Source organism: Fibrella aquatica, from assembly GCF_041321135.1.
Lineage (GTDB): Bacteria > Bacteroidota > Bacteroidia > Cytophagales > Spirosomataceae > Fibrella > Fibrella aquatica.
Genome location: NZ_JBGGWF010000015.1, coordinates 86,280 through 100,778 on the forward strand (window position 1 = coordinate 86,280; position 14,499 = coordinate 100,778).

Here is a 14,499-nt window from a genome sequence, read left to right on the forward strand (position 1 = left end):
CTCAACAGTTACGTAAAATCAATCAGGAATCGGTTGGCCTGACCTAAAGGCCAGGTAACAAAATCCCTTGAAACAGGTCGCATTAATCTTCGACACCAGCTACACAAGAAAGCCCGGCTTCAAGATGAGCCGGGCTTTACAGTAACTACTTATCTAGCATTAATGTCAGATTCGGCGACTACTGGTGTTCGTCGCCAACTAAGGTTTATCGACGTACTACCTTCTTCACGGTAACCGGGACACACTTAACCGGTGGGCATGCACATTGCGCCGGTGGAATGACCACCACCACATCGCTGTAACAACCGTTGGCTGCATACACCCGAATCGTATAGCTGCTGCCAGGAGCCTGCGCCGGATTCGGCTGGTTCACCAACAACACCCCACCAACAACCGCCAATAAGGGCTGATTGCTGGCAAACAGCGGTGCCGAGTCCGTGAAGCTGGTACCCGCACTGATGTTGTAGCTTACCGCATTGGTGCTGCTACCCACCAGACTGATACTGGCATTGTTGAGCGGGGTAGCTCCGGTACAGGTAGCGGCCACACCCACGGCTGTCAGACTTGGTGCGGCATCGGCCACCACCACGAAGGGGCAACACGTACCACTCGGACAGGCAGCGGCATTCGTCGTCGAGACGGTGTATTCGCCAATGGCCGTCACGTTGTAGACACCACTGGTTGCCCCCGGAATCAGTACACCGTTGCGCGACCATTGGTAGGTGCTATAACTAGCCGGTGCCGTAAGTTGGAACTCAAACTCAACGTTGGCACAGACATGGTAGGGAACCGTCAGACAGGCCGTAACGGTTTTGCCATCTGGAGCCGTAGCGGTATTATAAGTCAGGCCCTCTTCGTTGATCTGCACCTGGAAACTCAATGTGGCCACCTGACCGGCCGCCAGCGAGGCAATGCTCCAGTTCCCCGAGTTACCCGCCGGGCTGAACGTACCTACCGAAGCGGTAGGGCTACCCACGAACGTCACCGCCGCAGTGCTCAGCTGATCGCCCACCACCAGATTGGTGCCCGTGGCGTTGCCAATGTTGGTCAGCGAGATAGTATAGGTAACGATGCCGCCTTTCTCGACCCGGTTCAGGTTCACCGTTTTGGCAATGGCATAGGCCGGTGCGCCAGCTGTGCATGAAGCCGGTGTGGTGTAGGTGGTGCCGGCCGAGGTGGTGCCTAGTAAAGCACTCACCAGTTGCACCGTTGGCCCATTGCTGATACCCGTCAGGCTAAAGTTGGCTGAGGTCTGGCCCGCCGTGACGTTAATTATCGCTACGGTGCTACCATTGTCGGTGATGGTCAGGCTGCCCGCCGGGCTATTGGTCAGCGAGACCGTACCCGTGGCCACGTAGGTGTTGGTGGCCGAGTTACAGACAGGACTGTTGACTACGACCGCTATCGCCAGGTCTGGTGCCATATCGACCTGGAACGTCGAGAGCAGCAGTAGAACGGCGCAGCCACGGGCATCGGTCACCACCAACGTGGTTGGGAATGCCCCACTGATGGCAGGAATTCCTGATACAATGCCGGTGGTTGGGTTGAGCGATAGACCCGCTGGTAACGTACCTGCGCCCACCGAGAAGCTGTAGGGCAGTGTACCACCAGTGACAAGGATGGTCTGACTATAAGCTACGGTAACCTGTGCTTTGGGAAGCGTGTTGGTCACTAAACTTAGCGAGCAGACCGTACAGGGGGCTGGTGCCGTATAGGTCACACTGGCCGAGGTGCCGCCCGTTAGCGTGGCAACAAGGGTGTGGCTGCTGGCATTGCTACTGCCCGAGGTGGCGAAACTAGCCGTGGTTTGTCCCGCTGTTAACGAAACGGTGCCAATGGTAATACCATTGTCGGTCAAAGTCAGCGTCGTACCTGCCTGAACGTTAGTCAGGCTGACACTGGCTGTAGCGGTGTAGTTGTTTGTCAGTGAGTTACACACCGGCGCACTGCTTACCGTGACCGTCAGACCAGGCGTGATGAGGTAGAAACCAGCATCGAGCGTGGTGTTGTTCTCGCCACTGGTCAACGTTACCGGGGCGGTAATGCCACCCACCGGGTCAGAATCTGTTGCATCGTTGCCCGAGTTAGGCGTGGTGGCCGTGTAACCCGCTGGTGTGGTGAAGCTTACCGAGTAAGGCTTGCCAGGGGTTAAACCCGTGAAGCTGTATAGGCCGCTGCCATCGGTAGTAGTGGTCGCCACGACCGTGCCGTTGCTGACCAGCGTGACGATCACACCCGGAATGGGGGACTCGCCCGCATCCTGCTGACCATCCTTATCGACATCCACCCAGACGTAATCACCCAGTGACGCAGGCCGGTAATAACCCATGTCCACCGTCGGGTTGTTCTCGTTGGCCGTCAGCGTGTAGACGCCCGTCAGACCCGTAGCTGGGTTGCCATCGCTGTCCAGCGCATCATCGCCGTTATTCTGAACCGTTGCCGTGAAGCCTGCCGGAGCCGTGAAGCTCACCGAATAAGGCACACCCGGTGTTAAACCGGTGAAGCTGTAGAGACCGCTGGCATTGGTGGTGGTCGTGGCTACCAACGTACCTGACGAAAGCAGGCTCACCGTTACACCCGGGATGGGTTTGTCAGTTGACTCCTGAATGCCGTTGGCGTTCACGTCTTCAAACACATAGTCACCTAAGCTGGCTATAGCCGGACAGGTACTGGCGATCACGATTACGTCGCTGGCCGAGTAACAGTTGGCCGGAGCGGCTGTTTTCTCGAAGAGGTAGTACGTACCCACGCCCACCGACAGATTGGTAATCAGCGTAGCAGCATCGGTGTTGTTGGCACTGTGCCATTCGAGCGTGTTGCCCGGTACCGAGGGGGTACCCTGAATGGTGGCGAGGTTAAACGTACGGGTGGTACAATCCACTTGACCGTTGGCGGTAATGTTGGGCGTTACCGGTTTGGTCAGGGTAAGCTGCGCCGTGGCTCTACAACCCAAACTATTTTGGGTAACTACGAAATAGGTCGTTGTCTGATTGACCGTTACGGCCGTTGGAGTCGTTACCACTACACCACCTGGGTATACGTCTTTGTACCAGACGGGATTGGTCAGCGTGGCATAATTGGTCACAAAACTGGTTAGGTCCTGCGCGCCGGTTGAGGCACAGGCAACCGACGTACTAATCGTAATAGCCGGTAGCGGATTGACTACCACCGTCACCTGCTCATCGGCCGAACAGCCCGTGATGGGATCGGTATAGGTTACCTGATACGTGGTGTTCACCGTTGGCGCGACGAACGGACGGGCAGCGGTAGCATCACTGATAGTATTGCCTGCGTTACTCGGGTTCAAGGCCGTCCACAGATAATTTAACGAAGTTGGGTTAGTCGTTGCACCTAACTGGACGGAGCCACCGAGACAAACGTTCTGGCCCAGGCCGGCAATGCCCGTTACTACCGGACTTACTCTGACGATAACATCGTCAAAAATAGAACAGCCATTAGCGGTGGAGGTGAGTCGATAGACATATTGGCCCGAAACGGGGGTGCTTTGCACAAAATTGACCACGGCACCACTCGTACCGCTCAAATAACCCAGCATTTGCCCCGAGGTCATCCCTGCACCAATGGCGGTTGGGGTCGCTGCCGATAAATTGGCCGTGTACCCCCTGGCCGTCCAGGTGAGGGTGCCGCTGCCCGATGCTCCGATGGGAATAGGCAGGGAACCGGGACACCAGGCTTTATCCGCACCGGCATCGACTGCTACACCTGCCGGTGGGTTTACTACCACCGTGGCCGTTTGCACGCAACCCGTCAGGTCATTTTTGCGGGTCACTGTGTACGTGGTGATCACGTTAGGGGATTTTACACGTACCTGAGACAGATTCTCACCGGCATAGGCTGTTGTTCCATTGGTGGTTAACCCGGAATACGGCGACCAGCTGTAGGTATAGCCGGGCAGGTAGGTTTCGCCAATTAGATTATTGGTTGATCCACAGGCAAATGTATAGGGACCACCTAAGTTCATGGGTGGGTCATTGTTGATGGTATAATCGGCAAAGACCGACCCACAAATTCCTTTGGTGAGCGTCAGGCGGAACACGGCCGGGCCGTTAAAGTCAGCGGGCAGCGTAATGGTGGGGTTACGTACCGAGGTGGAACTGAGCCAGGCCAAATCGGCCGAGCCACTTTGTACCGTCCAGGCGTAGGTAGCTCCCGTCAGCGAACCGGCAGGGCCAACGGCAAACGTTCCATTGGCACATCCGACATACGTTGCCGCTGCAATGGCCGGCGGAGGCGTGCTGGTTACGCCAATGGTCATATTATCCATGGCCTGACAACCCGTTTCCGCATCGGTTACGTTGACGGTGTAAGTCAGCGTAGCGGGAGCCGGGCCGGGAACCGTGAGGTACGGCTGAGCCACCGTGTTGTTGGGCGTGCCGATCGGGAAGTTTAACCCCGCCGATGGCGTCCAGGTATAGCTCAGATCGGGTTGAGCCGCAGTGCCCAACTGCACCAGTGAACCGGGGCAAATGTCGGTCAGATTAAGGCCGGCATTTGCAATGACGGGCTTTACCTTCACCACCAGCGTGTCTCTGGCAATACAGCCCGTTGCCGGATCCTGCGCCGTTACCTGGTACGAGGTGGTAGCCCCCGGATTAAAGGTTGGGAAGGGCGTGGTGCCACCGGCGGTGATGCCGGTAGCAGCCTGGCCGTTGGCTAACGTCCAGGCCCAGTTGAAGGCCGAGTTGGGAGCCTGCGTGTAGTTGGCACCCGTCAGGGTATAAGGACCTGCGTTGCCCGCCGTACCCACCCGAGTACCGGGTAAGGGAATGGTACAGATTGCCAGATCAAGCACCCCGATCTTAGGTGTACCGTTCAGGCCTGAAAAGACCTGCTGCCGGGCTATACAGGTCAAGGGACCGTTACCGATACCATTGCCTAAATCGTAGGTTTGGGTCACCTCATACACCACCACGTTATTACCCGACCAGCCCCAGGCGGCATTGTCGAAATCAACAATGACCGAGGTGGGATGTGGACCGCTACCCGTAATGGCAGCTCCCTTTACCCCGTTGTTATTCACAAACAAGCCTTTCGGAGCTGTACCGGCGGGCTGAATTACGCCGTTGACGCTGTAAGTTGTCCAGACGTAAGTGGCTCCCTGAATGGGGTTGATGGACAGTTGGGTGGTGGCTCCGCTGCACACCCCGGTGGTGCCTTTCAAATTGGAGCTGAATGTGGGACAAACCGGTTGGTCGCCACAGCAAGGAATAAATACCCGCACCGTATCGGCCGTAAAGCAACTGTTGTTAAACGGGGCATAGGAGGCTTTCAGTTGATAATCAATGTAATAGCCTTTATTGCCGTTGGCCGAGCAAAGGGGGAATTTAGCGTTCAATAATTTATTGGTACCTACCTGCTGCCCTACGGCATCCATGCCAAAAGCAGCATTGGCTTTGAGCGAAGCCAACCCGGCGGTAAAGTCGGTCTTGATGGCCGTCCATTGGAAATAGAGTCCCGTGGTTTCTACTCCACCCACTTCGTCTCGTGTGCCGGTAGTACAACCATCGCCGATACGGTCGCTGCCCGCAAAGGCAAAGGCCAATGCCGTATTGGTAACGGTCATGGTGCGTTCAAATACGCAGCCGTCCGACAGGCGAAGGGCCGTAAAGGTATAATTGGTGATGCCAACGGGCGGGCCGCCGGGTACGTTTCCGGGGTCATACTTGGGACTGAAGGCCTGCTGATTGTCGAGGTTGGTACCCGGTACCCACTGGAACACATAGCCCGCCGGGGCCGTACCCGGTAAGCCAATGGCCACCGGGGTATCGTCCTGGCAGAAGGTTTTATTGGTGATATTGGTCAGAGCCGACGCAAACGGTGTGCTGGCCGTTACGACGACGGTCTTACCCGGTGAGCAGAAGGTAGCATCGGTTTTGAGCTTCACTTTTAAGGTATACGTACCTGCCGCAGTAACGGTAGGATTGGGACTGGTAGACGTATAGCCGCTCGGTCCTGTCCACAAATAATCGAAATCAGGGTTGATGGCGGATGGCCCGAGTTTCACACTGATTACCGTGCCGGGGCAAAGGGGCATCGTTGGTGATAAACCCGCACTCGCCGTCTTGGGCGAAATAGACACGAAGGCTTCTTTGCGGCAGCCCCCGGCATCGGTGATCACCAGTCGATAGAAGCCGCCACTCGACACCAGCGTACCCACCTGTGCTGTAAAGTCGGCCTGCGTGCCGGTGCCACTCGATGGCGAGATGATGCCGTTGCCCGTCAGGGGCGAATAGCCATCGTACCACTGCCACGAGATGTTCCCCGAAGCCCCCGTAACGCTCACGCCCAGGTCGGTGCCCGCTACGGCCGGGCAGTAATACACGGGCTTGGCGGGCGTGGCTATTTGCAGGGTAAAATTACCGGCGATGGTGGCCGAAATCACATTGGAAATCGACAACGTATCGCTGCAAAAGCCCAGGATGGTTCGGCGGTATTGTACCGTACCCGCTGCCGGCTCGGGCGCAGGCTTATAGACATCATAAGTGCCATTACCTACGTTGATCCAGTTGGTGCCGCCATCGAGGCTTTTTTGCCATTGGTATTGCACCGCCGGGGAGGCCGGCGTGGGATGAGGTCCAAACGTCGTGTTAGGGATATTGTGGGTGGGCAATGACCCATCGCCGCTGGTATAAAATGCCGTGTTGCCGATGATGGGTCCATCGTTGGGGTTTTGCCAGATGGCGCCGTCCACACAAAAGGTATTGTTGCCCGCTGCAAAATTGGGGATGGTATTGTTGTTGGGAATGGGCTCATGAAACACCGATAGTCCCCACTCTGTTTTGGAAGCCCTATATACCGTTTTTTGGGTATTGGTCTCGAAATCACGGTAGGTAGGCGTTACAGGAAATGTACCAGTAGAGAGAACTTTGGTAGCCACGTAGGCTTCACACTTATCATTGACAGTCAATATATTATCACCTCCTGAGTCGTACCCACTGCTTAAACCTGTACCATACAACACAGTGCCGCCCGAAGGTGATAATACATAGTAATAAGCACCGCCACTGATATTCAAATTACCTGCGGTGAGTGGGGCCGGGATGCCTGAAGGATTAGACCCGGTAAGGTGAATATTACCTTTCTTATCCACGGCGACATCAGAAAATCCGACCGGGAATACACTCACAAAATTGTACTGAGGGGTAAGATCATAGGGTATTTTGGCCACAAAAGCATACTGAGTAGTACTCGTAAGTCCAAAATCATAGTAATTAGCGATATTGGTTACTTTATTGCTAAGCGGATTTCCAAAATTAGTAAACGCGCCCCCTGAGACATAGAGATTTCCCTGAGCATCTGTTGCGAGATTTAGCCCACCAGTACTCAGTCGGCTCCCATATAGAGGATCGACATAGGATGAATAGAGGTATTGCCCGCTTTTACTGAACTTGGCTACGAAGTTGTTAAACGTATTAGGATTACCATCACCATTACTGGAAACTTTCTGAACGGCATTGGCCGAGAGGGGAAAATCCGAGCCATATTCTGTCATGCCCGAAAACCAGAGATTGCCGTCTTTGTCCTCTATTAGAGAGGTGAAAGTCGCTTGATTTCCAGCTCCAAAAAATGTGGAAAACACTAGGCCTGATGCACCGCCCACATTGGTATTGAGACCAAAAAGAACCTGTCGAGCGTCAATAAAAGGAGTAGTTGAGGTAGCCGTCTGGAAAGCACCGTCCGTAATGGGAAAGTCGAGACTTCTACTCGCTCCCCCATAATAAACGATACCATTGGTGACAACTAAACCTCCGGAACCACCACTATCAAATGAATTACCGCCAAAGAATGTAGAGTATTTGAGTGTAGCCCCCGTGCTGTTTAAACGAAGCACGAAGATATCATCCATGGTAGTACTACCAATATTATAAGTGGCGTCATAAGCCGCCGTGGTGCCATTGACCGGGAAATTGGACGAAAACGTGCTACCGCCCACATAGACATCGCCCGCTGCATCTACCGAAACGGCTAATGCCCTGTCGGCCTTAGCACCACCGATGTAGGTACTCCACACCAGGGTGGTGCCATCCTTTTCCATACAGGTAACAAAGGCATCACCCGACAGGTAGAAATCAGTACCAGTAGCACCCCCGAACGTACGACCAAGCGTATTAGGGAAGGTTGTACTTGCGGTGCTACCCACCAGATAGATCCTGCCCGTGGTGGGGTGTACGTAGATGTCATTAACCACATTTGTTCCCTGCATCAGATAGGTACTCCACTTCAGGGCAATGGGGTCAATGATGAGCGGCAGGCTGTGGTCATAGTCGCCAAGTTGGAAACCAATCTCGCCGTCCTTAAGCACATAGGCGGCCGCAACTTCTACCTGCTTGCCATTGATGGTTTGGTAGGTGTAGGGCTTGCCTTTTTGCAGGGTACCAAAGGGGGTGGTAAATTCCAGTTCGCCCTGTACGTTTACTTTTACGTTGGTAGCGCCGTCCAGTTTCAGGCGTACCTGCGCGGGGTCGGCGTGGGGCTGTACAATGAAGTCGTACTTCATGCTGCCCTCGCTTTCGTAAAAATCGGCATCAACGCCCTTCCATAGGCCGTTGTAAGCAATCTTCCGGAAACCCTCCACGTTGGCAAACGAGCCTTCGGCGGTAATGTAGTTGATGGCTCCGCTTTTGGCGTCGAACCGATCAGCCGCTTTAACGGCTACCTCGGGATTGGCGTCTAAAAATTGCAGGGCATAACCCGCCTGTGCGCTGTCTTTTTTACTCGTAATCACCGAGCGTATTTCGCTCTTGGTGAAGAAGTGGGTAGCCTGCTCGTCTTTGGCCGTAAACAGCACGGCCGTATTGGCCAACTGCCCCCGGTTCTGTTCAAACCGCAGGGTAGACTGCGCCTTCTGAAGCGATTTGCCCGCTTTCTTCCGCATGGCTGCTTCAGCCTTGCCGTCCAGCTTTTGAACCTCCGGGGGAAGTCCCGCCCCCGCTTTAGTCGCGCGGTTGGTCGGCCCCGGCCCACCGACATTTTTCCGCGCAACCGGATTGGCCGTAGTAGCCATTGCCTGGTGAGGGGCATTCAGGGCCAGCCTGTCCTGCGCGGGCGTCGTCAGCGTTGGCTGAAGCGTCTGGGCATAGCCACCGGGAGTCAGCCAGGTTAGCAGAAGCATACAGGCAACCACCGTGGTCCTGTTCATCTGATCAACAACCCAGTGGGCCTGTAAAAACGTCATGGCCCGTTGCCAGAAGTTCACCGCCTGATCCTGGTGAGGTCGGAGGGGCTCGTTATCGGCAATTATCCGCTTGAGTAGATAGACAGGTACGTCTGCCAGCAGTTGGCACAGCAAAGCGATTTGCTTCACTAAGCGCATCAGATAGGTGTGTAATCGTTGTTTCATGTGAATGGATCCTGTGCCAATCGCCACTAGATTGTCGATTGGCCAACAGATTGAATTGGTGAGCGTAATTTGACTAAGTAGATGGTGCTGAATTCGGAGCAGACCAGGTCCCTACGACCGCGTGTGAAGCCCGCCTATGTCGGGTGGTACTTGAGGATTTGTTAAGGAACCGATGAGCCACAGCGTAACCTGTCTGAATAAGTGAGTCAGATGGCAAAACGGCCGAAGTTGATCGATGAAATCGTTATGCTGACCAGAGCGGTCAGTAGTACGAATCGCCTGTAAAGAGGAAGTAGAGTGCCGTAATGCGCTTGATGTTGTGTTGAAAGCGCTGAGGAAAGCGTAGAAAGCCAGCTCGCCTGGATAGGCTTTATAGCTGTTTCGATACTTGTTATTGGCGAGATGGCAGTTGGGAAGGCTCTCCATTGGAACAGACGTTTTTGGGTCTATCTGCCCTAAATGCAAATGCGTTACCATGCATTTTGCCTACTAGCTTAATGTTGTTGCCAAAGAATAACACACGGTCAAACGGCAGTCTTTTCACGTTAAAATGCGCCGCCCTCTCTAGTTATTAGTACTTATACAATCGATTATTACGCACAACAGGGACAGGCGACTGACGGGTTGAGCTAGCGGTTTGAAGCGGTCGAGGGTTTATCAATATCTGTACCAAACCGCAGTTTGTACCAGTCGGGTTGGTACACGATGGGTTGCGTAGCGGGGTATGCCAACGGAATATAAGACGGGTTCTGCAACGGGGTATGCGGTGGGTGGCGTACAAAAGGGTGGTTCTGATGGGTTGTTGCGTACCGCAGCGGCGGCCCGTCGCGTACCGCTCCGGCGGCCCGGCTACGGCACGCCAATACTGGCTGGCTGTCCTTTTTTTCTACCGACGCTACGCTATTATGCCCCTACCGGGGCAACACGGCCGAGCGAGCGACCTATCCCGTAGGAATTACACAGCGAAGCGTCGGTAGAAAGCGATTGGTTCACAACGCATACACAACGACGTGCCGTAGGTACGTAACCACCACGTACGGCACGCCTAAACTGGCTGGCTTGCCTTGTTCTACCGACGCTACGCTATTGTGCCCCTGACGGGGCACTCTATTCAAGCGGTTTAAATAAGAATTGCTCATCATACTCAATACCGAATACATCCAGAAATCGGCGGTATTCATCAAGAAACGTGCGGGTTTTGTGGTGTTCTTTTTGTTGGTCAATGTATTGAATAACGGCCGGTAGCTGACTTTTACCGTATGAAAAAGCACCATACCCTTCTTGCCAGGCAAACCGCCCAGACGTTCGTTGTTTTTCATTAATCCATTTCGATGAATCCTGTTTGAGTTGTTGCATCAGATTGGACAGCGATTGGGTCGGTCGCATACCAATCAGGATATGAACGTGGTCGGGCAGACCATTGATGGCAATGAGCTTGTGGTTATGATTCTGAATAATCCCTGTCATGTAGTTATACAGTTCATATTTCCAGGTAGGCCCGATAACTGCGGCGCGATGTTTAACGGCAAAAACAAGCTGTATGTGAATTTGGGTGTAGGTGTTCGGCATGCTTGTGACGGTGTTGATCCTGGCTAATTTCAGCAAATTAACACAATACCGATTGCCTCTTAGGTGCATAGAATATCCAAAAACACAACGGCGGCCCGTCGCGTACCTACGGCACGCTGGCAATCGGGGGCGTGGTTGTTTTCTACCGACGCTGCGCTGTTATGCCCCCATGGGGCAACGTCGGCATGACCAACCCGACGATATCATTTCCGGTGAGCAATGTCGACGTTACCGACGCTGCGCTGTCATATCCCAATGGTATAATGCCCGGATTAATGCCCCAGCGGTATTGCCCCATCGGGGCATAACAGCGCAGCGTCGGTAGAAAATGCGTGATCCACAACCCGTACAACAGCGTGCCGTAGGTACGCAACTCACGCGTACCTACGGCACGCTGTTGTGCACGATTACCTCATTCAGGAAACAATGCTGACCGTATTTTCACGATTAGAACAGGAGCGAAAACGTGGTACCCTGAGTGGGTTGGCTCGTCAATCGTAGAATCGCCTTATTCTTTTTGGCGTATTCACTGATCAGCACCATGCCTAACCCCAGACCGTGGAAACCTACCTGCGGTTTTTGTTTACCGGCAAATACCCGTTGCAGATACGCCAATTGGTCGGGGACAATACCATCACCAGTATCCCGCACTTCAATACTACGCTGGCCCACAGGAGTCTCCTGGGCAGCGAGTTCGATAGTACCACCTTCCTGTGAGTGTTTGATGGCATTATCGAGCATATTACGAATAATCAGCGACAGGTCTTTGGGATTAGCCATAAGCGGAAACGTACCCGGTATATTCGCAAACAGCGTGACTCCCCTCGACTCGGCTACTACCTTATAAACCTGACTCAATTCGTTTAGTAAAGGCGCAACGTCCAGTTGCTGCAGCAGTGACTGTTGATCGAAATAATTACTCTTTCCCCATTCCAGCAGGTTGTTGAGCAGCAGATTGGTTTGTTGGCCCATCCGGTCAAGTTGCTGCGTCACCTCGCTGATCTCCTGGCTTTGCTTGTTTTTGATCAGGTGACTCAACAAGGTACCTACGTTCTGCAGACTGTTGATTGGCTCGCGCAGGTCATGGACGATGATCGTATAGAGTTTGTCCCTAAACCGCATTAGCTGCTTCTGCTTAACGACAGATCTGTACAATAAAAACAATAGCAAACTCACTAGACAGAATACAAACAGGCTAGCGATCAACCATGTTCTATATTGCCTGGCTTGTAGTTCAATGGACGTATTCGCTTGACGGAGCGATTGGTTGTCAAGTTTCTGCTTGTAGCTCAAGGCCTGACTTTGAGTTAACTTTTGCTTATCAATTAGTGCGCGAATTTGACCTTCTTGTTTTATTTTCTCATTATTTGCTTCGATTACTTTATTTTTCTCTAGTAATAACTGATTTTGAGCTTGTTTTTGCTCCGTATCGTACTGCGTTTGTAATTCCTCAAATATACTGTCTTTCAATTTTTGATTTCGTGCAATACATAAATCAATTATTTGTCCACGCACTTTCCAGGCCTCCTCGTATCGCCCTTTTTTAGTCAATATATCAGCGTATATGCTATAGAAACCTATTAATATACTATAATTTACTGTAAGTGAATTTTCCATTTTTGGAATCTGTAGTAGTACAATCGACTCTGCTTCGTTATACATATGATTTTCGTAATAAGCCATCGATAAATTATATTCCAATGTATAATACGGTTTTGCATCTCGCTTTTTAAACACTTCGCTTGCTAAAATCATATACTGTAGCGAAGTACCATGCTGCTTATGCCTGTCATAAAAAGCAGCAATAGCCATCAACAAGGTCAGCTTAGCTGGCTCTAAGTAGGGGTACGTTCGGATCAGTTCTAAAGAGATCTCAACCAAATCTGTCCGTTTTTGAAAGTCTTGCACTTTTTTTATCCTTCTCTCAAAGTGAAAGATCGTCTCATACGCAATCAACCTATTGAGGGGATTCTTTGCATGATACCCTATGGCTAAAATGGCATCGAAATAGAAACCAACTGTCTGTACTTTATTGACAAAATAGCCTTTACGATCTGCGTTCAGAGCAAGAAAAGCCACATAACTGGCGAGTATTCCAGTTGTGTCATTCATCTCTTTAAATAGACGCAGTGCTTCAAGTTCACTTCGGGTAGCACCAGCTAAGTTGGACTCCCGCACTTTTAAGGACTCCAGATAGTGATACGTTGCTGTTGAGAGCGGTTCTTCATACTTATTAGCTAATTGCTTTATGGTGGCTAAATCCACACCAAAGGAATCTGAAATACCGCGCCGACTCATTTCCAGCCACAGCAACTGATGCAAATAGTTTTTACTATTATCTCTATAGTCATAAACTACTTTTTCAAGACTATCCAGATTCATGCATTTTATGTAGTAGTCCTGAAATAATTTAAACTCTTTAGGTTTAGCAACCGAGAGTTTACAGAGACAGACAAGCAGTCCTGCTATGAGAATCGCTTTCATTAAGTTCCAGATTTAGTTACGGTTGTTGGTGGTAATAATACATTATACGATCTTAGTATCAAGCACGCTATGTACCATTTTAACTATCTACCCGTTACAGTGCATCTAACCGTAGGTGTCCTTTGCCAAAACGACTTATTTAAGTGCCAAAACAACTGACATTACCATTTGTATGCTTAAGCACAATGTTGTTTGATAAATTACACTAAGTTTACATTATACACATATGTACAAAAATAAGTAATGAAAACCGTGCGCGTACTCATCCTGGAAGACAGTGCTATCGACCGTCTCACATTACAGATGATGTTGGCGGAGTCTGTAAGTAAAGCTGTTCAATTTGAGGTGATCGGTATATTTCAAGCCTTACAACCCTTGCTTACGTTTTTGGATGTTAATGAGGTGGATATCATTATTGCGGATGTGTACATACAAGAAAAACCGGTGGGTTTGCGTATTGCCGAGCATATTGGTCATCGCCCTATCTCGCTTCTTTTTATATCGAGCGCTCCGTCTGATGAGCTTTTTGCTCAGATACAGCAAAAAGCCTTTGCCCGATTCATCGCCAAGCCAATAAATGTATATACGTTGCACTCAACGCTGAATAGTATTTGTGAAGAAAATAGTCAGAAGCTACAATACAATTTGCTTGACCGACAGTATCTTTTTTTGAGTGGCGTAAAAGGGCAGCACGAGCAAGTCTTGCTGAGTAATATACTTTATATAGAGTCTGACAAAAATTACTGCTACCTATTTAGTGTACATAAAAAGTATGCGTTAAAAAAGGCATTGAGCACGTTGCTCGACGAAGATCTTACGGCGCTCTTTGTCCGTATTCATAAGCGATTCATCATCAATATGGCGTTTGTCATGTTGGTCGGTGATTCGGAAGTTACGCTCAGCAATCGGTCTGCGTTGCCCGTTGGCCGGAGTTACCGGAAGGGATTGTTCGATCTTTATAAAAAAATAGGATAGCTTGGGTAGGCCAAGTACGCACCTTAAACAGAATATAGCCGATTTATAGCGTTAGGTAGCCTGTTTAAACGAAACGCGTTGACTCTGGACGATAAGCATAGTGACTTTGA

The 14,499-nt window shown here is 51.4% G+C and carries 6 protein-coding genes; 2 read left to right on the top strand and 4 right to left on the bottom strand.

Translation table 11 applies throughout. The annotated features are described in order from the left end of the window. Nucleotides 1-205: 205 nt before the first annotated feature. Together ACAW87_RS23430 and ACAW87_RS23435 are read right to left on the bottom strand one after the other, a co-directional pair. Nucleotides 206-9,361 carry an SdrD B-like domain-containing protein gene (locus tag ACAW87_RS23430; protein WP_370726086.1) on the bottom strand — a complete coding sequence of 3,052 codons (9,156 nt, stop codon included), beginning with the start codon at nt 9,359-9,361 and terminating at the stop codon, nt 206-208. Nucleotides 9,362-9,472: 111 nt separating this feature from the next. Continuing rightward, nucleotides 9,473-9,787, bottom strand: a complete 315-nt coding sequence (locus tag ACAW87_RS23435; RefSeq protein ID WP_370726087.1) for a hypothetical protein — start codon at nt 9,785-9,787, stop codon at nt 9,473-9,475. A gap of 298 nt (nt 9,788-10,085) precedes the next feature. Between ACAW87_RS23435 and ACAW87_RS23440 the strand changes: the two genes are divergently transcribed. Continuing rightward, the gene (locus ACAW87_RS23440; RefSeq protein WP_370726088.1) at nt 10,086-10,313 is read left to right on the top strand and encodes a hypothetical protein; all 228 of its coding nucleotides are present in this window, start codon (nt 10,086-10,088) and stop codon (nt 10,311-10,313) included. Between the two features lie 155 nt (nt 10,314-10,468). On the opposite strand, the gene tnpA is transcribed toward ACAW87_RS23440, so the two are convergent. Together tnpA and ACAW87_RS23450 are read right to left on the bottom strand one after the other, a co-directional pair. Then, nucleotides 10,469-10,930, bottom strand: coding sequence for an IS200/IS605 family transposase (gene tnpA, locus ACAW87_RS23445; protein WP_370726089.1), 462 nt, complete (start codon nt 10,928-10,930; stop codon nt 10,469-10,471). 447 nt (nt 10,931-11,377) lie between these two features. Further along, nucleotides 11,378-13,414 carry a sensor histidine kinase gene (locus tag ACAW87_RS23450; RefSeq protein ID WP_370726090.1) on the bottom strand — a complete coding sequence of 679 codons (2,037 nt, stop codon included), beginning with the start codon at nt 13,412-13,414 and terminating at the stop codon, nt 11,378-11,380. 243 nt (nt 13,415-13,657) lie between these two features. Here ACAW87_RS23450 and ACAW87_RS23455 point away from each other — a divergent pair, with 243 nt between their 5' ends. Further along, nucleotides 13,658-14,389, top strand: a complete 732-nt coding sequence (locus ACAW87_RS23455) for a LytR/AlgR family response regulator transcription factor (protein WP_370726091.1) — start codon at nt 13,658-13,660, stop codon at nt 14,387-14,389. The last annotated feature ends 110 nt before the right edge of the window (nt 14,390-14,499 follow it).